This window comes from Nostoc sp. DedQUE04 (assembly GCF_034530995.1).
Taxonomy (GTDB): domain Bacteria; phylum Cyanobacteriota; class Cyanobacteriia; order Cyanobacteriales; family Nostocaceae; genus Nostoc.
Window position 1 is genome coordinate 26,268 of record NZ_JAVRCA010000063.1, and the last position, 24,881, is coordinate 51,148.

General features: G+C 40.4%; 17 protein-coding genes. 10 read left to right on the forward strand and 7 right to left on the reverse strand.

The window, feature by feature from the left end:
• The first annotated feature begins 32 nt into the window (after window positions 1-32).
• From RM049_RS30880 to RM049_RS30895, 4 genes are all read left to right on the forward strand, one after another.
• The gene (locus RM049_RS30880; protein WP_322706881.1) at window positions 33-173 is read left to right on the forward strand and encodes a hypothetical protein; all 141 of its coding nucleotides are present in this window, start codon (window positions 33-35) and stop codon (window positions 171-173) included.
• A 134-nt stretch (window positions 174-307) separates the two neighbouring features.
• Window positions 308-1,591: a glycosyltransferase gene (locus RM049_RS30885; RefSeq protein WP_322706882.1), complete on the forward strand. Its 1,284-nt coding sequence runs from the start codon at window positions 308-310 to the stop codon at window positions 1,589-1,591.
• Between the two features lie 39 nt (window positions 1,592-1,630).
• A complete protein-coding gene (locus RM049_RS30890; RefSeq protein WP_322706883.1) occupies window positions 1,631-4,258 on the forward strand; it encodes a filamentous hemagglutinin N-terminal domain-containing protein in 2,628 nt (875 codons plus the stop codon).
• Window positions 4,251-6,764: a CHAT domain-containing protein gene (locus RM049_RS30895; RefSeq protein WP_322706884.1), complete on the forward strand. Its 2,514-nt coding sequence runs from the start codon at window positions 4,251-4,253 to the stop codon at window positions 6,762-6,764. The genes RM049_RS30890 and RM049_RS30895 overlap by 8 nt, the downstream gene beginning before the upstream one ends.
• A gap of 96 nt (window positions 6,765-6,860) precedes the next feature.
• On the opposite strand, the gene RM049_RS30900 is transcribed toward RM049_RS30895, so the two are convergent.
• The 3 genes from RM049_RS30900 to RM049_RS30910 all read right to left on the reverse strand — a co-directional run bounded on the left by RM049_RS30900 (window position 6,861) and on the right by RM049_RS30910 (window position 11,295).
• On the reverse strand, window positions 6,861-7,886 hold the full coding sequence (locus tag RM049_RS30900) for a hypothetical protein (protein WP_322706885.1): 1,026 nt from the start codon (window positions 7,884-7,886) through the stop codon (window positions 6,861-6,863).
• Window positions 7,887-7,981: 95 nt separating this feature from the next.
• Window positions 7,982-9,868: a protein kinase domain-containing protein gene (locus RM049_RS30905; protein WP_322706886.1), complete on the reverse strand. Its 1,887-nt coding sequence runs from the start codon at window positions 9,866-9,868 to the stop codon at window positions 7,982-7,984.
• The gene (locus RM049_RS30910) at window positions 9,865-11,295 is read right to left on the reverse strand and encodes an NB-ARC domain-containing protein (RefSeq protein ID WP_322706887.1); all 1,431 of its coding nucleotides are present in this window, start codon (window positions 11,293-11,295) and stop codon (window positions 9,865-9,867) included. Before RM049_RS30910 ends, RM049_RS30905 begins: the two co-directional genes overlap by 4 nt.
• Window positions 11,296-12,311: 1,016 nt before the next feature.
• Here RM049_RS30910 and RM049_RS30915 point away from each other — a divergent pair.
• The 5 genes from RM049_RS30915 (at window position 12,312) to RM049_RS30935 (ending at window position 20,255) form a co-directional block, all read left to right on the forward strand.
• The gene (locus RM049_RS30915) at window positions 12,312-13,637 is read left to right on the forward strand and encodes a hypothetical protein (RefSeq protein ID WP_322706888.1); all 1,326 of its coding nucleotides are present in this window, start codon (window positions 12,312-12,314) and stop codon (window positions 13,635-13,637) included.
• A gap of 120 nt (window positions 13,638-13,757) precedes the next feature.
• Window positions 13,758-17,441, forward strand: a complete 3,684-nt coding sequence (locus tag RM049_RS30920) for a plasmid replication protein, CyRepA1 family (RefSeq protein WP_322706889.1) — start codon at window positions 13,758-13,760, stop codon at window positions 17,439-17,441.
• A gap of 82 nt (window positions 17,442-17,523) precedes the next feature.
• Window positions 17,524-18,507, forward strand: a complete 984-nt coding sequence (locus RM049_RS30925) for a site-specific integrase (protein ID WP_322706890.1) — start codon at window positions 17,524-17,526, stop codon at window positions 18,505-18,507.
• A 211-nt stretch (window positions 18,508-18,718) separates the two neighbouring features.
• On the forward strand, window positions 18,719-18,886 hold the full coding sequence (locus RM049_RS30930) for a hypothetical protein (protein WP_322706891.1): 168 nt from the start codon (window positions 18,719-18,721) through the stop codon (window positions 18,884-18,886).
• Window positions 18,887-19,004: 118 nt separating this feature from the next.
• Window positions 19,005-20,255: a tetratricopeptide repeat protein gene (locus tag RM049_RS30935; protein WP_322698513.1), complete on the forward strand. Its 1,251-nt coding sequence runs from the start codon at window positions 19,005-19,007 to the stop codon at window positions 20,253-20,255.
• 124 nt (window positions 20,256-20,379) lie between these two features.
• Here the strand turns inward: RM049_RS30935 and RM049_RS30940 are convergent, their stop codons facing one another.
• Window positions 20,380-21,189, reverse strand: a complete 810-nt coding sequence (locus tag RM049_RS30940; protein ID WP_322698910.1) for a phosphate/phosphite/phosphonate ABC transporter substrate-binding protein — start codon at window positions 21,187-21,189, stop codon at window positions 20,380-20,382.
• Window positions 21,190-21,958: 769 nt separating this feature from the next.
• Here RM049_RS30940 and RM049_RS30945 point away from each other — a divergent pair.
• Window positions 21,959-22,645, forward strand: coding sequence for a hypothetical protein (locus RM049_RS30945; RefSeq protein ID WP_322706892.1), 687 nt, complete (start codon window positions 21,959-21,961; stop codon window positions 22,643-22,645).
• Window positions 22,646-22,714: 69 nt separating this feature from the next.
• Here RM049_RS30945 and RM049_RS30950 read toward each other — a convergent pair whose 3' ends face one another.
• The 3 genes from RM049_RS30950 to RM049_RS30960 all read right to left on the reverse strand — a co-directional run.
• On the reverse strand, window positions 22,715-22,948 hold the full coding sequence (locus RM049_RS30950) for a hypothetical protein (RefSeq protein WP_229475244.1): 234 nt from the start codon (window positions 22,946-22,948) through the stop codon (window positions 22,715-22,717).
• A gap of 268 nt (window positions 22,949-23,216) precedes the next feature.
• A complete protein-coding gene (locus tag RM049_RS30955) occupies window positions 23,217-23,867 on the reverse strand; it encodes an ATP-binding domain-containing protein (RefSeq protein WP_322706893.1) in 651 nt (216 codons plus the stop codon).
• A 16-nt stretch (window positions 23,868-23,883) separates the two neighbouring features.
• Window positions 23,884-24,881 (reverse strand): ATP-dependent DNA helicase (locus RM049_RS30960; protein WP_322706894.1); only part of this gene is annotated, 998 nt, incomplete at its 5' end.

Sequence of the window (24,881 nt, forward strand, 5' to 3'; positions counted from 1 at the left end):
GTTCCCGATTTAGCTGAGTTTCCATAATTTCTATGAGTTACAAAAAATACGTTGCTGGCATTCCGAGTATTGCCAAACTAAAGCACCAATATTCCTTACACATTTATAGTGCATTAGCTTACAAGCAAAGGCAGTATCCGCAATCACAAGCTACAGATACTGGATACTGCTAACTTCAACACCTTTTATCTATGTTTAATACTTAATTAAAAGGCGATGTGTTGCAGAGATGGTTGTTGTAATCAAGAAATGCAATAATACTTGGGGCGATCGCGGTTGATAGTCATGTAGAAAAAAGTTTATAACTATGACTCATTTTGGTATCCTCTGTCCACCCAGCGCTGGACATCTTAACCCAATGACAGCATTGGGGCGAGAACTGCAACGCCGCGGTCATAGAGTCACAATTTTAGGAATACTTGATGCTCGCTGTTATGTTCAAGCAGCAGGATTAGAGTTTTGGGCACTCGCAGAATCGGAATTTCCTTTAGGAGCTATAGCAAAAATGCTAGATCAAATAGGGAAAATGAATGGTATTGCTGCACTCGTCTACTCTATCAACGCGTATAAAAAGTCTGCTACTGTCGTCCTCCGAACAGTACCAAAAGCCCTCCGCGAGTCTGGTGTGGAAGCATTGCTGCTAGATGAAACTCAATTAGAAGGAAGTACTGTAGCAGAGTTTGTGCAGATTCCCTTTGTTACCGTCAGTTGTGCTTTGACACTTTATCCAGAAGACAAAATTCCTCCATTTTTTACAACTTGGAGTTATAAACAAGGTTGGTGGGCGCTTCTACGCAATCAATTAGCTATGTCTGTACTTCGTAGGTTCGCACAACCCATCCAGGAAGTAGTGAACGAGTATCGACGACAGTGGAACTTGCCTCTTCAGTATACTTCGTGCGAGGCTTACTCTAAACTAGCAATTATTAGCCAACAACCTATTGAGTTTGAATTTCCTAGACATAAATTACCGCAACACTTTCATTTCACAGGGCCATTATATGATGACGCAGGGCGTCAAAAGGTTAATTTTCCCTATGATAAGTTGAATGGAAAACCACTAATTTATGCATCATTAGGTACAGTACAAAATCAGTTACAATACATTTTTCATGATATTGCTAAAGCATGTGAAGGATTAGACGCTCAACTAATAATTTCTTCAGGAGGTGCACTCGAACCAAAGACGTTATCTAATCTTCCCGGAGAACCTTTAGTCGTCAAATATGCACCTCAACTAGAATTGCTAAAAAAAGCGAGCCTTACAATTACTCATGCAGGCATGAATACGACCTTAGAATCTTTAAGCAACGGTGTCCCTATAGTTGCCATTCCCATTGCAAATGACCAGCCGGGCGTAGCAGCACGTATAGCATGGACTGGCACTGGTGAATTTGTACCTGTGGCTAGTGTAAGCGTTTCTAAACTGCGAACGGCTATAAAGCAAGTTCTTGCACAAGACTCTTTTAAGCAGAATGCACTGAGATTACAAACAGCTATTCATAGGTCTGGGGGAATTAGTCGTGCTGCCGATATTGTAGAGCAGGCTATAGTTACAGGAAAACCAGTTCTCTCCCATCTCAAATACTAATAATATTGCTCTAGAAAAACGCGTTTTTATGTTAATAAAATGAAGTTTAAGAATAAGACGAGACTTAAGCTAAAACGGTGGAAAAGTAGCTCCTGGGTTTTTAAAGTTATTGCCCTGTACTGGCTGTCATTTTCATCCCCAACTGTTGCACAAATTATCCCCGATACTACTCTTACTACTAATTCTAATGTTACAACTCAAGGCAATACCAATACTATCAATAAAGGAAGCAGAGCGGGAAATAATCTATTTCACAGCTTTGAAAACTTTTCTTTGCCTACAGGTGAAACTGCATATTTTAATAACGCTCTAGATATACAGAATATTATTAGCCGAGTAACAGGGAAATATGCTTCTGAAATTAATGGTTTAATTCGAGCAAATGGTACAGCTAATTTATTTCTAATCAACCCTAATGGAATTGTATTTGGACAAAATGCACAGTTGAATATTGGTGGTTCTTTTTTAGCCAGTACAGCTAATACTATTAATTTTGCTGAGGGTAGTTCTTTTAGTGCTAAAAATCCTGAATCTGATACATTACTTAGCGTTAATATTCCTTTAGGATTACAGTTTGCGAAAAATTCAAGTTCTATTAATTTAGAAGGAACTGGACACACTCAGTTTGTTTTTAGTAATCAGGCTGGAGCTTCTATTACCTTTATAGGTCCAGGAGAAAGCCAAAATGGGTTACGTTTGAAACCAGGTAAAACTTTTGCCTTGATAGGAGGCGATGTCTTATTTAATGGTGGTATAGTGACAACCCCCTCTGGTGTAATTGAAGTAGGTAGTGTTGAGGAGGGTACGGTTAGATTAATACCTAGTTTTTCAGGATGGAGTTTCTCTTATGAAGGAGTAAACAACTTTAAAGATATTAATCTTGCTAAACAGTCTTTGTTAGATGCTAGTGGATTTAACTTCGGAGATATTCATATTCAAGGCAGAAACATAAATTTCACAGACGGATCACTAGCTTTAATTGCGAATTTTGGCTCTCTTAACTCAGGTGCAATACGTATAAATGCGTTTGAGACTCTTGATTTAACAGGAATAACATCTTTTAATGCCACACTGCCTTTTCTATCCCCGATAAGACTTAATCGAGGCATTATAACTACAACTCAATCTGGCAAAGGGGCTGATATTGTTATCTCATCTAATAAACTAATTGGTCGGAACTCTGCAATAATTAATCCTTTAACCTTTGGCTCTGGCAATAGTGGAAATTTAATTATAAACTCTTCTAAATCTGTTGAAATACTTGGTCAAGCAGCTAATGAGACTTCTGGGATAAGTTCTGTTTTTCAAACTGCAAGCTACGGCTCTGGTAACGCAGGTGATGTTAGTTTATCTACTGAGAAACTTTTGATTAGAGATGGAGGGGCTTTACAATCCTTAACTGCTAGTAATGGAAAAGGAGGTAATTTAAGTGTAAATGCTCTTGAAACTATAAAACTTTCAGGAGGAAACACTGGTTTAATATTATCTTCTTCTTCAATAGAAACTATTCCGTTTTTTGGGGGAAGTGCTATAGTTTCACTATCTATTTCTTCTGGAAATGCTAGCAAAATTGATATTAAAACCAGAAAAATAGTTATCGAAAATGGAGCTGCAATAGCAGCATCTGGGCTACAAAATGGTAACTCTAGCACTATAAATATTGACGCTTCTGAATCTGTTGAGGCTATTGGAGTAGGTTCGGTTAATCCTTCTTTTAACCCTACCAAAATTACCTCTTCTGTAGGCCCTGGAGATCCCTTTATAACATATCTATACAATTTGAAACAACCCCCAAATGCCTCGTCTGGAAACGTTTTTATTAACACAAGAAGTTTAAAGATTGCAGATGGTGCTCAAGTTGAAGTTAGAAATAATGGTTCTGGCAATGCAGGAACAGTAAACATTAATGCTAATGTAATTAGTATTACGAACTACGGTGGTATTACAGCAACTACTGCTGTCGGTCAAGGGGGTAATATTGATATCACCTCAAAATTAGTTCGATTAGACAATGGCATTATCTCTGCAACTGCTGGACAGCAAGGCACTAATAGTGATGGTGGAAACATCACTGTAGACACAGATGTTTTATTTAGCTTGGGAAATAGCACTATCACAGCCAATGCTTTTGGAGGACGCGGTGGAAATATCTCAATAAATGTTCGTGATGGGTTTCTTTTCTCTAGCAATAGTCTAGTTGAAGCCAGTTCTGAGTTTGGAATCAATGGCACAGTTCAGATAAATGGACTTGCTATTGATTCCAGGGGCATTAAAGCAGCACCAGAGGTCGTTCAGGAAACTCCTGAAATGGACTCTAACTGCCAGGGGCGGTCAGGTGTAGCAGCAAGTGAATTAGTAATCAGTAGCAGAGGCGGTTTTCCATCTAGCTCTGACGAGATGCCAGATAACAATTATGAGCGGCAGAATAACTCTGTTCTGATTGAGAAGAACAATTCGGAAGAACATAAGGCAGCAACAGTTGAACAAACCCTAGAGATCGTAGAAGCTAATGCCTGGACAATAGACTCTAATGGAAGAATTGTCTTGATAGCAGACCCTAATACAGCCACCCCCGTTGCTTCGGCATTATCTGCCTCAAAATGTCGTCAAGAATCTTATACATCAGAAGTATCACCAACCATAAAAACAGTACAGAGAAATGATTAAGTTCCAATACTGCTTCAAGTACTTGTTGTTAGGAATTCTAGGTCTGTCAATAGTTGCAAGCCAACCTTCTATTACCCCCGCTCAAACTTCAAGCAAAAAAGCACAACAACACAATCAAGCGCAAGTATTGACCCAGGAAGGTTACAAGCAATTAAATTTGGGTCAGGCAATCAAAGCTTTAGAAATTTGGGAAAAAGCTACAAGCATTTACCGTCAATTAGATAATCAAGAGGAGATTAGTGGAAGCTTAATTGATGAAAGTGTTGCCTTACAAGCTTTAGGTGCAAATATTCGTACATGTCATACGCTTGTTGAAGCCTTAAAGTTAGATAAAAATGCTGGGATTTGTACTACTGCTCCGGCACAATCGACTGAATCCCTAAAACAACTACTTTATACAGCGATTACGAAGCAAAAACCAATACCAGTTTACTTATTGGGATGGCGTCATTTAGGAGAAGCCTTACGCCAAATAGGTAAGCTAGATGAATCAAAAATAGTTTTAAAAGAAACGCTCTCACTTGCCAAGCAAACACCTTCGGCTGATATTAGCAGAATTTTGCTATCTTTAGGGAAAGTTGAGCAATCTATTTACAAGCAAGCCCAAAATAGATATTTTCAGACAGAAGAACCCGTTTTTCAAAAAGAAATTGTTAATATAGTTCAGTATCAGGCACTTAATTCCCTTGATATTTATCAACAGGTGAGTGATATCCCAAATATTCCAATCGGAGTAAAACTACAAGCTCAATTACACCGTTTAAGCTTACTATTAAATTTTGATAATTGGTTAGCAGCAGAGTCCAATCCCGGTAATACACAGTTAAACAATATTCGCACTAAAGTTAATCATCAGATTCAGCCAGCAACAACTTTAATACTAAACAATTCTTCGGCATTTGATCAGCTACCAGCTAGCAATTCTATTTATGCCAAACTAAATTTTGCTAAAAGTTTAAATAAGATTGCAAGCAAACAATTACACTCAATAGCTATCGAATATGCTGAAGAGGCATTGCAGACAGCTAAAGGACTAAATAACCCGCGATTAAAGTCAGATAGCTTCGGCACTCTAGGCAAGTTAAAACCAGAGCAATCACTTGCATATTTTCAGGCAGCTTTGAGCCAAGCTCAGTTAAGTCAATCATCGGATCTTGCTTATCAATGGCAGCAGCAGTTAGGGGATTTGTACAAAAAACAAGGAAAATACGATACAGCCCTTCAGGCTTACAGTGCAGCAATTGATAATGTAACTAAAGTGCGTGATGATCTTTTGCCAAACAATGCAGATTTACAATTATCCTTCCAAGAAAAAGTGGAGCCTGTATATCGGGAGTATATGCGATTGCTCTTGGCATCTCCTAACCCTAATTTAAAACGAGTAATTCAGGCAAACGAACGGCTGCAAATCGCTCAATTAGAAAACTTTCTTCAGTGTGGCAAACTTGACATCATCCCTTTAAATGAAGTTAAAAACTTGTCCACCCCTCTAACAGTAGTTCACATTATTGATTTAGATAACAGCGTAGAAGTAATTGTCCAGTCCTCTGATGGCTCCTTTCACCACCATTCTGTTGGCTCCAAGCTAGTTAAAACTAGTGTCGATAATCTATTAGAAATCTTACAATCTTCTAGACTAGCTTCTATTAATAAGAATTTGATTATTTCGCCTTCTCAATCACTTTATGACTTATTAATTGCACCCGTCAAGACATACTTACCTCCATCAGGGACGCTAGTGTTTACTTTAGATACATCTTTCCAAAGCTTACCAATAGGTTTGCTTCATGACGGCAAACATTATTTACTCAAGCGCTACAGCATTGCTCAAACTTTAGGTTCTAGGATTAGACCACCTAAATTTTTACCCAAGGAACAGTTAAGAGCCTTAATTGCTGGACTATCTAAATTTAGTCCCAGCTTTAACGCCCTAAATGCTCCCGAAGGCTTAAAAGCATTGCTAAGAGTGAAACAGGAGGTAGAAGATGTTAAAAAACAAACTAATTCTTCAACAGTCTTGTTGAATGAAAAGTTTACCAGCCAAGCACTTGAGCAACAGTTAAGCACAAATCATTTTTCCATCCTTCATCTAACTACTCATGCTCAATTTAGTTCTGACCCCCAGAAAACAATGTTTTTTACTTGGAACAAACCAATTACTGTACTAGAGTTTGATAACTTACTAAAATTAAACGCTCAAACCAATGAAGATGGGATTGAACTATTAGTTTTAAGTGCCTGTGAAACCGCTAAAGGTAATAAGAGATCAGCATTGGGAATTGCTGGTGTGGCAGCACAAGCAGGTGCCAGAAGTACAGTAGCAACTTTATGGAAGGTAGATGCTGACTCCACTGCTTTACTTATGGAAGAGTTTTACAAAAACTTGAAGTTCGGAACTCCTAAAGCAGAGGCATTACGTCAGGCACAATTAAATTTAATGTCAAATTATAAGTACAGCCATCCTTATTTTTGGGCTTCGTTCTTGCTCGTTGGTGGATGGCTGTGAAATTTTGTGCAATCACAACCATAAGTTGTCGAGAATTTCAACAATTATATATTGGCATTGGCAATGCCAGCATCTGATTGCTATTGTTGCCAACTTTTACCTATTGTGCCATTCTATCAACTTTAGTCTTTCTTGCACTCTAACTAATTCATCTGAATTCCTAGTGCGTTTCGCGAATTCATTTGCTACCTGATAATTGCGAAGCGCTTCATTTGGCAACCATGCTTCTAGGTATCGATCTGCAAGTACTCGGTAAAGAGTGGGGTTCTGACTTCCTGCTGCCACTCGTGCTTTCAGCGTCTCAATCGATTCATTCAAAAGGCTTTTGGACATAAATACAGCATCTAAATCTAAAAAAGCGGCTTCGTCTGGAGGCAAGTTTAATTCATTGATCTGCTTTACCTTGTATGCAATTTCTTTTTGGTCTTTTTCTGGCAAAACACTGATCACTAAAGGCTCCGAACTAATCAAAGAACCTCTCCGGTTGGCAATGACAGTAATTTTGTAGGTGTTACCAAGTTGCAATTCTATTTGCTCTTTCGGGTATGCCAGTGTAGTAGTTTTCCGATCTACTGTTGCTTCCCAATAAAATTCGTAACCCTTTACAATTACTGTGTAATTAGTAACGTTCGAGACAGCACTCCAAGATATTTGAGGTCGCGTACTTAACATTGAACTGCCATAAGGGCTTATTAGGGTTGGTGCTTCTTTTTCCTCACCCGCCCCTTTAGGGTTATAGCAATTACTCGGATTTAATCCCGTACATAGCTCTGCTATCTCTTGAGGCACTATACACGTATCTGGCTCCTTGAACACGGTACTATGCTTCAGGTATACAAAATTTCCATTTAAGTAGCACAAAACCTTGACTGTAGCTCCCTTAACTGGATTAATCCGATCTCCTTGGCACAGTCGGCTTCCACTTGGCAAGTGGAGATCGCCTGAGCTAGAGACTCGACCTATAAACTTGCGACACCCACTTTTTACTACTGCTACTGATTGAGTCCGACTTCCTGCGCTGCTAATACTTGATAAAAGTAGTATTGATGGTAATATCAATACGATCGCTGCAACTTGAAGCTTAAAAACTTTTTTCTTCCTATGGTTGAGTAAAGACTGCATTCAAAGCTTTTATCTATTTACTTGCCTGTTAATAGCATACATAAGTTTGCTAGCGAAACAAATAAACTAAATCCGTACTTTCGCAAAAATGCACTCTATTGAGAGATTTTTGAGCTATTGGTAAGGCGATCTAATAATTTCTGCCTCCACTTGAAAACATCTTGCTGAGTAGTCCTAGCAAGCATACATATTTCCCATGAAAGCCTGGCATCCTCAATTTTACCCAGAGCTTCTTGCACCTGAGCCAGCAAGCAGACAGCATCTATTCTCTTGCTGTCTAAATCACTGGCTTTTTGTAAATATTTCTCTGCCTCGTTATACTGATTTTGCATGAACTTTGCCCAACCCAAATTTTTATATAAAGCAGCTTGTAGTTTTGGCTCTTCAGTCAAGCGCAATCCTTCAAGTGCTAATGCAGTAGCCTGAGTATAGTCTTCTTTGAGATTTTTGAGGCGCGATAAATCATTGAGCGCGGGCACTGCTTTCTTATTAATTTTAATCGCTATTTTATATTGTTCTTGAGCTAAATCCTCTTTTCCTTCTTGATCATAAAAACTTCCTAACCTATAATATCCCTCCCAATCATTAGGCTTTAACTTCAAAATATGCTGATAATTATTTAAGGCACAAGCGACTTCTCCAAGCTGCCAACAAACTACAGCTAAACTATTATAAGCATTTATATCTTTATCATTATATTTAAGGGCTAACTCATAATATTTTCTCGCTAGTTTGAGGTTGTTAAAATGACGAGCGGCTTGCTCTAAATAAAACTGGGATACAGGAAGTTGAAGTTGAGAATTATATTCTATAGCTTGGTTAAAATAGTTTTGTGCAGCTTGCGAATCATTTGCTAATTCTGACTTTTTACCTTGTAGTAATAAATTATTAGCCATTACTGGTAAAAATACTTTGAAACCTCCAAAAATCCCTAAAGCAATTAGTGTAAATAATAAACTAAATAAAAATTTTTTAGACTTAATTAATCTATTGAGTTTGCTTTGCAGAGGAAGGCTTTTTAACCTCTGCAAAATTACTTGAGTATTTTGTGGGCGTTGCCCTGGGAAGGGAGCCATCAAATCATCAATAAAATCAGCCAGAGATTTGTCGATATGAGGTGCTTTATTCCTCCAAAGTAACCTCCCTGTTCTTTCATCGCTTTTAATTTGAATTAAAGGAATACCAGTAACTAAGTTAACAAAAGTTCTGCCCAATGCGTAAAAGTCTGACTGTGGTACAGCTTGCCCATTAATTTGCTCTAAAGGGGAGAAACAAGCTGTCCGAACGATAGTTATCTCATGCCCACTACCTAATCCTGTGCTGGTTCCTCCACTAGTGCTAACTTTCGCTAAGTAGGTTCTAGTAATATCTCTTGCCCCGCCAAAATCAATAAGTGCTAATTTGCCGTTGGGTTGATAAATAATGTTATTGGGCTTAATATCTCGATGAAACACACCAGAGCGATGAATTAAATCAAGAATATCCATTAATTGTGAAAGCCAATCAAGTGCTAAACTCTGATTAATTTTTCCATAAGATTTTATCCACTTCCCTAAGTCCTCTCCTTCAAACTTCTGCATTACTAAGCAATGCAATTCTAAACGATTGTCATTCAGCCTCAAAGCAAAATAATCTCCTCTATTAGACTTAGGGATTCCAGGATGGTCAAGAATTTGTAATAAAATTGATTCTCGTCGAAGTAGTTCAACTAATTTAGGCTCGTCTATCCATTTTAAGATTTTCATTACTTTTCTTTGAGGGGGTAGATGGGATTCTGTGCTATCATCCTCATCCTCGACAATACCAACGTCTTCAACCTCAAAAATATCTGTATAAGTATATGGATCTCTATCTAAAGAACGTAACGGATGTAACAAACGAAAACGTTTGTTTATTAATAAAGAATTCCCGCAAACTAAACAATTTTCAATATCATCAGGATTATGGCGCTGAGTACAAAGAGGATTTATACAGTAGCTCACATTCGCTCCTGAACGCCATTACTTGTTTGTGATACACTTTTCTTATCGTACACCAAGCCAAGTGCATCGACCAAAATATACTTCTTAACTACTGGCTCCAAACTATAACAAACTTCCTGTTTACTTGATTTTCTACTAGTTTCAATTAATGAACGTTCATCTAAGGCTTCCATTGCTGTTATTATTTCAGAAACTGACACTTTTAAACCTAATCGCTCTTTTAATCCACTAACAAGCTTAAAAAAAGGAATTGGAGTTGAATCTTTTGATAGCTCTTCTGCTAAAAAAATCATGATTTGTTTTTGGAGATCACTTAAAAACCCAGGTTGTCCAAATTGCATATTAAGCATTACTTTAAGTCTAGGTCCAATTACCGTAGTTTCATAATCAAAAAATTTTTGGACATTTCCTCCAAAAATGCGATTAATTCGTTCAGCAACTGTATCTAACTCTGATGGGTTTCCGCGATAATTTTCAATTAATTGTATACATCCGTCTCCAAATAATCCTTTGTCATGTAGCATTTGCATTGCAGCATTTGAGTCTAAGCCTTCCAAGCGTAAAGATTCAATAGGCAAACTTTGAGTTACGTAAGCAATGTCCTTTAAAGGCACTTGACTTGTTACTAATACACAACTTTTATGACGACCTTTTGTAATTCCAACAAAAAAATCTTCATATTCTAATCTTCTTTTAAAACTCTCTACTTGTGCCACTTTTTCAAAACCATCTAATATTAGTAAACACCGATGTAAATGAAAATGTTTTGATAGCAAAGAAATTTTGTCTAGCAGAGTTTCTTCCTCTGCCTCTAGGTCAAAAATGCTAATTAATTCAGTGACTACTTCATCAATCGAGGAATAACGAGTAACTGTATTCCAAACGATGTATTCATATGCATCTGATTTATCTAAAAGTATTTCTTCGATTACTTTTGCTACCAATAGACTTTTACCTATTCCTCCTATTCCAGTTATGGCTATGCAAGATTTTTTAGAAAAATTAATTTGCTTTTTTAAATCAATAATTTCTTTTTTTCTACCATAGAAAAATGTTGCTTTAGGCAACTCTCCATATATTCTCGTCTTGCCCACAAGACAATCATCGTCCAGCCTAGATGCTTCCAGCTTAATACAATGCTCTTTTGCTACTTTAAGCAAAATATTTTTTAAAGTTATTTTTTTTACCTGCACCCCATTACCGATAACTTTTGAAAGTGTTGTCCATAACTGTGGTCCAACTTCCTGCTGCAAATAATACCCACTGTATCCAGAATCACTTGCTATTTCCTTATAGTCTTTACCATGCCAAGACCCTTCAATTACAATCTTTTCAGCTTTAGTCAAACGTTTTCCAGTATAACTAAGAACTTGATCTTCTAGTATGTCAAGTACTGATTTTATGTCTAAATTTTGACTTGAGTTCATATTTAAGCCGTAATACCACTACAAACAGTACTGTATTTCATGTTACTTATGAGCAATCTTGTCAACCCCTATTCCCTTTACAATTATTAACTTAAAGTAGGGATTACAATCTGCGCTTCAAGTTATAAGATTTAAAATGTTACATGGCTTAGATAGCAATAGATACCTGTGAATACATTTTCACTGTTATAGGTTAACTATTTTAAAGCTGAAATTGACCAATCTCCTACCAGCAACTACCTTCCATAGGTAGCTAGACTTACTGACAAAACCGAGCATCAGGTCTAATTGTAACATTTGGCGCAGGTTTACTTAAGTCAAAACCCTTCCCCTGATAGCATAGTTGGGACAGATATCATAAATGTGGAGAGTTTAAAAGTGAAAAGTAAAAATCTCACAGAACAACAGATGACCAGAACTTCTGTAAGATCAGGTTATTATCTACGTAAAGTCAAAATAGAGGTGAATATACAACAATGCCTGCATTTAACGCACAAAGCGCCACTAAGGAGTAGCGCTTTGTGCGTGCTTTAAATTTCATATCGATTTAGAGCGGGGTTGATCTCGAAGGAACAAAATAAGTTGTCGTTGAAGTTTGGCGACCAAGACGACTACTAAATTTGTCCGAGAGTATAATCCGCGCTGCCAGATCCATTATAGGATCTGCCGTTTGGAAAGTCCATTCCTTGGGGTATGTTTTGGCTGTCGAAATTCATAAATTTCTGTAAAGTTAAGTTTGATTAAGAAATATCCCGAATTTTGTAGCAAAAAGAAGTAGCAGCGCGAATAACAGTTATCAGTTACCAGTTACAGTTATCAGTTGGAATTTACAGTCCTTGATAACTGTCAGCTGTTGACTAATAACTGATGTAACCCTCTCTGAACTTGTCAACCAAGTTATCAGGGAAAAATATCGTGAAAAATGACTTATGCCCAATACACCTTGATGCCGGGATTAAGGTGACATCAAAATTTTTTTCAAACGCCTCTCCTTGTGATAATTACAGGAGAGAAATATGCTGACACTAGATAGAGAAACCAAATCAACACTTCATTACGATGATCTCAACAGCAGTATCAAAGACACCTTCGCTACCATAGACCAATTTGAGTTGCAAGCAGTAGAACAGATTCGCCTCATGCATGATGAGCAGATGTACAGAATCGCTGGGTACAAAAACTTTGAACAATATTGCCAAGGCGAATTGCATGTATATGGCGGCTATCGGCGTATAAATCAACTCTTAGGGGCATCAAAAGTTATTGTTGCAGCAGGGGAGTTGGGATCACAGATTAAAAATGAGCGCCAAGCCCGTCCTCTTTTGAGGTTAGCCAAAGAACCAGAAAAACTTATTGCTGCGATAAAACTGGCTTTGTCATCAAACCCAGAACCTAGTGAATCAGATTTCGCAGTTGCCGCAAATACAATTGCTCCAATGCCAAGAGGAAAAAATAAATTCCATCAGGAACCATTGGTTCCTAAAAAAGACGCACCGAATAATTCGCAGCAGATTGTGACTTTCGCTGATGGTGAAAGGCTGTTGGTAAACAATGCTGATTTGGATGACGCAATTGTGTCCGAATCGACTGAGCGGACATATCCTAAAGAATATGCTGAAGCGATCGCTGCACTCAAAGAGCAACACCAGCAGGAGTTAGAACGCTTACAGGAGGAATTGAGGATTGGACTACAGTCAGAAGCCACTGCTAGAGCCGAAGCCCAAGTCAGTGAGCAAATCCAATCTCTGCAAAACCTGTACAAGCAGCAAAAGGAGCAAAACATCCAGTTGCAGCAGCGCTTAGACGAGATGGAATCGCTACGGCAGTTGGAAACTGAGAACCAGCAGCTAAAAGAGCGCATTCGGGATTTGGAAAACGCCTTTGAGCCACATCAATTACAAGACTGGGGGAATACTTACACTAAACTTGGGGCTAAAGCATTAAACAAGAAGGTTCATCAAGCTCTGGAGAAAACAATTGATTTGCGAACTCTGGCAGCAGAGCCACCCAAAGAAAATGCGACTGAATGTCTGCGTCTCATGGGTATGGCATTGAAAAACCTAAGCGTTGCCATGAACAATACCCAAGCTCTTGAGGCTGCGGCGATAATTTTGGGTACTAGTCCCACACAGTCAGCCGTCGCAACAAGGATGGAGCAATTACAACTATTACCCCAGGCTATTAGGGAAATTAGGCAAGTACTTGCACGTATTGAGTTTACATGGCTTGACTTTTGGGCTGTGGCTGAGAAATACGAGGTGATAAAACCTGACTACTGGGCTGAACTTACCACCCAGGAGACTGATTTAATCACACAAGCCCGAAAAAACAGTGAACAGTGAACAGTGATAAGTAATCGCACAGAATTATTTACACATAAGTTTCCAGTCTGGATAAGGATTTCATACCTTAATTTTGTGTAATTAATTTTGTTTAACTACTTAACTGATGACTGACAACTGATGATGCGGATACTTGATGGCTGCGGCATAGGTGCAATGTCGCTCACATTGTCATGGAAAAATTTAGGAAAAAATGTGAATACAAATAAAAATGCAATTAAGAGTGGCAACAAAGAGCTCAAAGAGCCTAAACCAGATTGCAAGGTATTAGTTGAGCAGAGGGAACACCCAATTGAATACCCAAACAATCTCACGGCAGCGGAATACCATGAGTTGTTAGCTGGTAGCGCCATTCATCCGGCGTTGATTAAGCGCAACTTCTTTCACGTTGAGGGAGAATCAGTTTATAATTTCCTGTTCATATCTGATAAAATCCCACGCAAGAATGCAGGGCGAGTCACGGATGGATACTTAAAGCTGTATCAGCATTTGCTGTTGGGTGGGACGTGGATTCAATCACTTGACCCCTTCAACAATTGGCAACCAATGGAGTGGGGGCGGATTAAGCCCAACTTCCCGCGCTTTGATTGGCAAAAAGGGAAACCCGTCAAATACGAGTCACCCCCAAAAACCCCCAACCGCGTTACCTACTTTGATGTCGCTAACCCCATTTGGGACAGAGTTGCAAAGCGTTATTTAATTAAGCGCTATCATTCACTTTTAGCGCTGCGCTTACTGGATCAACTCAATCCATTAATATTTTGGGAGTGGGTGAAACAGCATCCAGAGATTCCGATTATCTTATGCGAAGGGGAGAAGAAAGCCGCTTGCTTGCTCTCTTTAGGGTTTGTAGCGATCGCACTCCCTGGAATTTGGAACGGGCGGGTCGGAAGACGGGATTTTGATGAACGGTTGCATCCAGATTTAATGCCCTTGGCACAACCGGGACGCAAGTTCATAATTCTTTTTGACCACGAAACTTCTTCTAAAACCAGGTGGTCGGTGTTTCAAGCCACTGTCCGCACTGCAAAGGCAATTGATTCTGCTGGTTGTGAATGTGAAGTTGCATTACTGCCGGGGCGAGAAAAAGGCGTTGATGATTTTGTGGTTGGTCGCGGTGAAAATGCTGATGCTCTACTGACTGCGATCGTAGACGATGCCAAATCACTTGCCGATTACCAGCGCTCGTATCGGGCGAAAAAATGGGGACTAAGTAAGTACAAACCAGATGTCACTATTAATATCAAGTATCTCTCTGAGGCTTTGTGCATTCCTGAACTTGAAGAAAAATGCTTGAGAGTGCCTGAGCTTTATGAGCTTGAAAAGGAACAACTTTTCACGCCATCTATAAAAGGACATCCTCCAAACAAGGAGTCTACCGATTCTGGCGGAGTTGATTCATCCAAATCGAAGAAATCCCCTACCTTCAATTTCCCAAAATCAGGACTAGTCGTACTCTGGAGCGATATGGGCACTGGTAAAACCCAACTCATGCGCTGGTGGCGTGACCAAAACCCCGACGCGCGGTTCCTCAACAATGGGCATCGGGTTAACTTGCTGAAAAATCTTGCCGAACGACTCAAAACTGCCATGTACTCCGACTTGGGTTACACAGGTTTAGCCCAGGCCCAAGCCCTTAGTATTACTATTGACAGTTTGCATAAGCTGAATACCCAGTCTCTCACCTACGGCTGCATATTTATAGATGAAGCCTGCCAATACCTCACCCACCTACTACACAGTAATACTTGCAAACAGCACCGTGCAGCAATACTTGAAGTACTGGAATATATAGTATATAACGCGCCACTGGTCGTCATCGCTGATGCACACATGGATGACCTGACTGTGAATTTCTTTCTTGCAATGCGACCAAAAGGTGAAGTACCTTACATCATTAAAAACGAGTGGCGAAACGGTTCACGCACAATTTATTGGTACGAGGGGGATAATTCTAGCGCTCTAGTCGCCCAAATCTCGGCAGCGCTGATGCTTGGAGAAAAAGTCATGGTTGCAAGTGACAGTAAGCGTTTCATCAAAAAACTCGACAAATCCTTTACTATCAAATACGAAAAGGCAGGAGAAGGGGAAAAGGAAGAATTAACAGATTCCTCCACCCTTTCCCCCTTACCCTTTACCCCTTGCCCAGTCCGTAGGGCTTCATGGCGTATCTGGTCGGTTCACTCTGACAATTCTGGCAGTGATGAAAATGTTGCTTTCATCAAAGATATCACCAACGCCGTCAAAAACTTTGATGCCTTGTTCACTTCCCCTAGCCTGGGGACTGGTGTCGATATTTCGGAGTATCATTTTGACTTAGTATTTGGTGTGTTTCACGGCGTTTCCCAAACTGCTACTGAATGCGCCCAACAGCTTTACCGTTATCGCCCGAAAGTCCCGTTTCATATTTGGGTGGCCCCACGTCCTCCCTTTGGTTACAAGGATACCAATGCTACCAAGATTAAAGAGCGCTTGCTCCAAACCAATGAAATGACCGCTTTTCTGTTGCGGATTGACCGTCAAACAGGCAAACGGGGAGCAGAGAAAGATTGGGCGCTTGAGGCTTACTGCCAAATTATGGCTAACCGCCACTATTCTCTTAATAATCTGCGTGATGATTTGCGATCGCTCCTCACCGAAATGGGCAATACATTTATATATGTGGGCAGTGATTCAGATCCTCAGTCTCTCGAAAGTCTTAAAGCAGCAGCACAAGCTTTGGATCGTGCCCACAATTCGGCTGTTGCCAAGGCCAAGAATATTACTTTGAGCGAGTACCGTGCCCGTCAGAGCAAAGATTACCTTGACCCTAATGAAATTTTTGAATGTGAAAAATTCCGCATTTCTGATTCTTACGGCATCGAAGTAACCGAATCACTCGTAGAAATGGATAAAGGTGGTCGCTTAATTAGAGCAATTGCTGGACTTGAGGCCATTTTAGCCCCACCCGAAGAATCGTTTACTGACCCCAAAACTGGGCAAACTTATCCTACCCCACCAACAATTGTCACCCAAAAAGACCGCGCCGAACGGGACAATTTACCTTTGTGCATCGACTGGGGCAATTACTCGGCACGGTGGCTGGCTAGATTTAACCTGGGACTGCATCAGATTCTTAAACGTTTAGTGAAGGGTGATGAAGTTACCGCCTCGGATACTCAATTAGTTAATATGACAGCGATCGCTATACATTGTGCTGCTCATGTTAAAGCAATTCTTGGGTTTACTATTCCCAGTGACTGTAAACCTATTTGGTTGCTAGGCACTCTTATAGAGCAGCTGGGGCTAAAGCTGACTTTCCGTAAAATTGGCAAGCGCGGTCAACAGGTGAAACTTTTCTCTTTATCTAAAGAGGAATTAGAATTTGCAATGCATGTAATTGCTCATCGCCATCACCAACGGGAGCAAAAAGCTCCAATGACCAATTCTCAGTTAGCAATTCGCAATACTTCGGCTACGCTCAGTACAAGTTCGCAATTAACTTCAAGAAATTGCGAATTGGTATCCACACCCCCCCTTGATGCTATAGGGAACTCCCATTGCCAAGGGGAGGATACTACCGAATTTGAGTCGCCTCCGACCGATCGGATTACGCTACTCCACTGCGTAGAAATACTTCGCTCTGGTATTTCTCGTGGAGTTGAGGCAATTAAAGGCATTCTCAAGCGATGGGTTGAAGATTTGCGCTGGGAGACAGTACTGGAACTTGAAGCGATCGCCGCGAGTGAATTGCGACTTGTCGAGGCTCAAGTTCCTGAATTTTACAGCTTGCTAAGTGAAGAGGTGTTGCCGATGTTGGGATAAGAAAGAGCGATCGCCTTAGCGCAATTATGGGACAATTACTTATCAGAACCTTGCTTATAAGAATGGACGTTCCGATAAGTAAATGCATCAAACCATTGAAAATAGCACCTCCTCTTCCTTAGCCCTGGCTTCTCCCATCCCGCTGATCGAACACCCGGCTGGAGTCTACTTGGCGACCCTTTCCCCTGGTTCCCGTCCAGCTATGCGCCAAGCTCTCAATGCGATCGCGCGATTATTAACCAACTCAAGTTGTGATGCGATGACCCTGAACTGGGCAGCACTGCGCTACAAACATACGGCGGCAGTCCGCTCTGTGTTGAGCGAAAAATATGCACCAGCTTATGTCAACAAAGTGCTGTCTGCTTTGCGGCGAGTTTTAAAAGAAGCCTTGCGGTTAGAGATAATGGATGCTGTTGATTTTGCTCGTGCTGTAGACATTCCCAACGTTAAAGTCACCAAGCAATTGCGGGGACGTGTTCTCACGGCAGAAGAAATCGCCCAATTGATGCAAACCTGCTTTGATGACCCTACCCCCACTGGTTACAGAGATGCTGCAATATTTGCAATACTCCGTGGATCTGGAGTCCGCCGCTCTGAAGTGGTGAATTTAGACTTGAGCAACCTTGACCTGAATACTGGGGCAATAGAAGTGCGCGGTGGCAAAGGTGGTAAAGACCGGACTGTGTACTTACCTGATGCTGCTCTTACTGTCGTCTTGGACTGGTTATCGCTTCGAGACTACGAGGCAGGCCCCTTGCTGTGTCATGTCAACAGAGGCTCAAGGATAGTACGACGACGGCTTACCTCCCAAGCAGTGCTGTTCATCTTGCAAAAACGTGGTTTAGAGGCGGGAGTAACTAATTTCTCCGCTCACGATTTCCGTAGAACTTTCATCTCCGATCTGCTCGATGCTGGTGAAGATATTTCTACAGTTCAAAGGTTAGCTGGACACGCAAACAGTGACCAGACTGCCAGATATGACCGTCGCGGTGAAGAAACTAAACGCCGTGCTGTCCAAAAGTTGACTATTCCAGGTTCGCGGAAAAATTTAAGGGGGCTTCACTAGTTTCTACACCGTAGCCATTGGGAGCTAACCACTGGTTTTTCTGATTGATGCCGGAATTGATTTTCTCGGGATCAGTATTCAGTATATTGATATGGTCACGCAGTGTCAAAGCGTGAGCAGGTAAGGCACAAACCAAGAAAAAAGATACCAGCTGTTATAAAAGAGATCCACACTACACAACGAATAAACTCGAAACACGGCTGCTATAGGAGTGAAAGCGGTCTCCCCCAACAGGCACGCTCACCCAATTTATCGAATTTACCTAGATAACCTTGATGCAATTGGTGGTAATGATTTAGATAAGGTCGATGAGAGATTGAGACTCGATAAGCAATACTTTTACAAAAATGAATACGGTAAGTTTATCGATTTGCAGTAGTTAAAACTTGCGATTTTGTGGAGGCTGTGACATACTTTTGGTCATAGTACATTATTTCGATGGGTTTACCGGGGTTTAAATATCCTCCATAAATCTTGCTCCAAGGAATTAATTAATCATGCTTAAAGATGCACAAGGACTGGTAGTGACGACAGATTCAGCCCAGGCGATCGCAGCTATTAACCGTTTCATTGATCAAGCGCTTTGTTATGGTCAAGATGCAGAAACAGCGATTTTCCAAGCAATTGAGGCCGATCCAACTTGTGCTTTAGCTCATGCTTATGCAGCGGCTTATTATCTTACCCAAGAAAACAGCAAAGCTTGGCAGCAAGTGCAACCATATTTGCAAGTAGCACAACGGAGTTTAGCCAAGATTACTGACAGAGAAAAATTATATGTGCAGGCAATTTTAGCTTGGGCAAATCAAGAGATTGATTTAGCGATCGGTTTTCATGAAGAGATTACCAACAAATTTCCCCGTGATTTAATATCAGTCCAGCAGGGACAGTATCACTATTTTTATACAGGCAACAAAGAAAAATTACTAAAAATAGCCCAGAAAGTTTTACCTAGCAATCCCCAACAAGATTATTTATATGGCATGGTAGCTTTTGGCTTAGAACAATGTCACTTTCTTAAAGCAGCAGAAAAAATGGCACGTCAGGCGATCGCCTTAAATAGATATGATCCTTGGGCGCACCATGCTTTAGCTCATGTAATGGAAACTCAACGAAGAGTCAATGAGGGTATAGCTTGGATGGAGAGTTTTGCAGACACTTGGGAAAATTGCAATTCTATGCTTTATAGCCACAACTGGTGGCATGTTGCACTGTATTATTTGGAGCAAGAAAACTACCAAAAAGTTGTTTCACTATACGATACCCAAATTTGGGAACGTGCAAATAAACAATCTCCCAAAGACCAAGTAGGGGCAATTTCACTATTATTACGCCTGGAATTACGTGGGGTAAATGTCGGAAACCGTTGGCAAAGTATCATTCCTTATCTTTACAGCCGTATTGATGAACACGCTTTAGCATTCCAAGATTTGCATTATGTCTATGCCTTTGCTAAAGCCGGACATACTGGTTGGGTAAACCAGATGCTTCAGAGTATGCAGTATCATGCCTTGAGTATCAATCCCTTCTTGCAAAGGAGTTGGTTAGAAGTAGCAATTCCGGCAGCTAGAGGTATGGTAGCTCATGCCAAAGGTGACTTTAACACAGCTGTTACCGAACTCAAATTGGTTTTACCACGCTTGCATGAGATTGGAGGGAGTCATGCACAGCGAGTTTTATTTGAGCAAATTTATCATGATGCTGTGTTGTGGACACAAAAGCAGAGTTGGGTTTATGGCATTACCGCCTGATATAAAAGTTATGGCCTTGCTGAATTCAGCAAGGCTGTTTTTCTTCTCTTCCCTCAAAGCTTGAATCAATAAAAGTTTCAGAACCTTGCTTCGATTATTCTTTCCCAAGAGTGACAAAACAGGGTTAACTAGACAAACTGACAAAAGAGCGTTCGCAGTAAATCTGGTTGAGTACCCGATAATTTTCTTCTAGCTTCACTGCGGCAAAACGTCTAATACCAAATTGTTCCATAACTCCTTGCAACTCTGCATCTGGTTGGAGTAAGCTAATCAGCATTTGCTGAATTAAAGGGATACTTAGACGCTGTGCTACAACCAATGGTGGCATAGGAGAAGGTCCGATCGCTTCCAGCACACGCAAATGCTGTGATAATTCTGGAATATCGCGTAATTCTTGTTCTAACACTACACTGTCAATGGCTGCACAATCCGCCAGCCCCTCAACTACCCAGCGAATTGAACGTTGATGAAAACCTGATTCTATAGTTTTTCCAAAGAAATTTTGCGGATATTTTTCTTGACTTAACCAGTGACGAAGTAAATTATAACCACTGTTAGAACCAGGGTCGTTATAGCAAAATGTTTTCCCTGACAAATCGGCAAACTTTTTGATATTACTATCAGCCTTGACAATTACATCTGCATAGTAAATAGGACTGTTGCCATACCGGGATGCTTGCATCACAGGTGCAACCAATGTCTGCAATTGGTCTATAACTTCTTGACTGTAACGAATTAGTGGTAATCCACAAATAAAAGCTAGGTCTATTTGGTCTTGAAATAATAGAGGGTCTTGGAGGGGATCGCATTCACCTTGATGTAGTTGGATTTCTACTTGTAAAACACGACCCAAATAAGCTGTGATCGCCTGATATAATCCGAACCAATTAGGAGCTAAGTAGGATACAGCCCGTAAGCTTGTTAATATAGTCATTCTTGTTTTAAAACAGTATTTTTCTAGAAAACTTGAGTTAACTTCCGCCCAGAGTCATTCATATATAAAAATTCCAGACTAGCAAAACTCAGCAGCATAATTCGTAAAACAGTCGTATGAACATTAATATGCCAGCCACCACAGCCGTTTTTACACAAATGTTCAGGCTTTTAATCCTTTCTACAAAGAATGATAATTTCCGTTATTATAATCAATTTTCAGGGTGAGGGAGATCCAAATAATAAAATGCTATAAGCCTAGCTTTCGCCCTTCTCCCTTTGGGAGAAGGGCGAAAGCGCCAGAAATATAGTTGTGTAGCCAAAATATCCTTGATACGGCTGGGCATTTTAAGGTATTGACTATTGCGGTTATCTCTAATTATTTAAAACTGATAACTAATTCTTTAATGGACACCAGGGCTTAAAAGCAGGGGCAACTTTTAGAGACGCTATGCGTAGCAAGATCCCCGTAGGGGTACAGACTTACTGTACTGAATGCAATTATTGCTTTATTACTCAGCAATCTAACTAGGTACTCAGCACTGTTTCGATGAGCAAAAATTAGATAAAGCAATCCTGCAAGTGTTTAAGCCTGAGATAATTTTTGATCGCCAATGGTAGCCGTTGGCAGTAGCATCTCTTTACAAAAACCATCGCTTGAAGAATGCGCTGACACATTTGGCGATGATACTATCAAGGTAGTTCATCATGATGAATTATACGATTTAATAAGCGTGGAGAGTCCCAGTTTACCTAGATGATACGTGAACATGAGCAATACAGGGCGTACAAAAAAACTAGCATCTTTCAACTGTGACCAAAGGATGTGGGAGCAGTTTATCGCCCGTTGTAAGTCAAAAGGGACGACCGCAACAGCGACGCTGATCGGATTTATCGAACTCTACTTAGACGATTCTCAAGATAAGCTTGATGCAATAGGTGGTAATGATTTAGACGAACGCCTAGACTCAAAGATTAAGGCAAGTGTTGAGGAATACTTATTTGCGAGTAGCAATAATAACAGCAGTTCGAGCAATGAAACGATAATAGCTATTTGCGAAAGACTTGATAAGCTCGAATCAGAGTTTTCAAGTGAATTTAATAGCAACCAAACCACAGCAATTGATGATTTAGAAAAAAAAGTGGAGGGGATGATAGCCCGAATGACACAGTTGGCTGAGGCGATCGTTAAAATTCAAGACTATCTCAACAACCAACAAAAGCGGGGACAGAAATCGTACTACAATAATTCATCATTCAAAGTGCATACTCCCCGAATGCAACCGTTAACTGAAGAAGGTTTAGCCAAGAGACTTGGTGTAAGTGAGGAAACTGTACGTAAGGAGCGAATTAAACTCCCCCCACCGCTTTTTGTAGCATGGTGTAAGGGGAAGGATAGAGCAGGGTTGGGGTGGGAATTTAACGAAAATACGGGATTTTATCATCCGGTAAGTTAGTATTTTTATTAATTTCAACTTGTAGCGGCGGATGTGCGCTCTGCTGTTGCTGTTGCCAATTTGAATTTTTTAAAATGTGATTATTTCACAACCTTCAAGCAATTCGTCATAAACAGTTAGTTGTTGTGTTTTTAAGTGATTTGGTAGTGAATCATCATCAAAGGTCAAAGTAACAATATGAGTATTTTTGAGACTAAGAGATGATTTGCTGATATCGGTTATTGCCGCACTCATACCGCTTCGAGTGCCGATCAGATACTTCACCGATTGCCCGATCTTTAACTCTGCTGCCGGAATAGCCATAGATATTAAAATAATTCGTAATTCGTAATTCTTAATTAAGTTTTGTAACGGTGATTTTAATTAGGCTTCAATTCGTGATGCCTGTATTGCTGGGGAATTAAACCCCTAAACTTTGTTAAATCAGTGAACAGTCAACAGTTATCAGTCCTGGCGGCGTATAGTGGGGAACTTAAACCCAATTATCAAAACTTTTAACTGATAACTGATAACTATTTAAGAGCAGTCTGGTTGAATGCGACCGTTGTTCCCATGTTGGGCATGGGTTTTATTAAAGGCGCAGAACTGCGTCAATTGCTGAATCAATCTCGTCAATTGCGGTAGTCTCATAGTGATAAGTATTAAAGCGAAACTTGCCGACAAGTTCGGGCTGTTTTGACGGACGATAACCATATTTAGACTCATACATTTGTAGTGCGAGACTACCAATAGTAGTCATCTGTCTAGGTGTTGCAGTTAGTTGGCGTTGTTGTAGCCTAGAAGCGACAGTAACAGTAGGGGAAGATGTTGTCGTACAAGCAGTTTTTCTGGTGTTGCTCAAACTCTGCCAGATTTCACTAAGTTGCTCAACAGGTGAAATGAGGAGATTAGTTAGTCCAGTAAAACGCTGGGCGGGTTTATCAGTAGCGACAGCAGTTTTCAATGCTTCATGCTGTCCAACTGCGATGAATGTACCCATTGCGCGAGTCATAGTCGTGTAGAGCAGCTGACGGGTTAACATCCGGTAATTAGCCCTGACCAATGGGAAAATCACATAAGGAAATTGGCTACCTTGACTCTTGTGGCAAGTTATACAAAACGAGTGCATAATTTGCTCGAAGTCTCCAGGATAATAATTAACAACAGCACCGCCCTCCCAAGAGATCGTAACCAGAAATTTTTCCGGCTCCACAGCAATAACCTGACCGATCTCGCCATTCATTACGGGCGGGACAGTTTCATAACGGTTTTTCAGCTGGATTACGCGTAGACGCTCTTAGCGGCTTGTCGCAGACATCGCCGACTCGGTAGATAACTGACCCAGAGACAACTTGTGGTTGATTTTCAAGTTTTGGATTAAAGATAGGGGCAAGAAGCTGATTGAGATTGTTCACTCCACAGTCTCCTTGTTTTTGGGGCGCTAAGATTATTAGTTGTTGATTTAAATCGACACCTGACTGGCCAATAGCTTTAACCAACTCAACGATGGCTTGGGAGGTCGCTTGGGGCGAATCTTTTTGAATCATTGCACAGTCACCGACATCCATCCAATCAGAAACTTGATTAAAATTGTGCAGTGTGGGGACTATGCCAGAATTGACATCATTAGCGGCATAAATAATCGGGCTTTCGTGCCGTTGACGATAAATCGTCTGTAAGAGAGTTGTAGGGACGAGTTCAGAAACAATTAAATCTCGCAAGACCATTCCTGCGCCAATACTGGGCAATTGATCAAAGTCCCCTACTAGTACAATTCTGGTTTTTTTGTCCAAGGCTTTGAGCAGCGAATTGAACAGAAATATGTCAACCATTGAAAATTCATCAACGATTAGACAATCAAGATTTAGAAGATTATCCTCATTATAAAGAAAAACCTGTTGATGCCCCTGCCATTGCAATAAACGGTGAATAGTAGTTGCTTCAATGCCTGTAGCATCTTTCATCCGGTTAGCAGCTTTCCCTGTTGGAGCGGCAAGTGCAATCGCTTTATCAGTATGGATGAACCATTCAACCAAGGTTTTCAGTACATAAGTTTTCCCTCGACCAGGGCCACCAGTAATAATGCTAATTGGATGTTTGGCTGCCATCATCAAGGCGCTGATTTGTTCATCACTTAAACGTGAAAGTTGGCGATAGTCAGTAGTTTGGAATTGGGCTAACCAGTGTTCTAAATGTTCAGTAGGGTGAGTCGGTTGCTCAAGGAGAGCAAGAATTTTCAAAGTCACAGAAAGTTCAG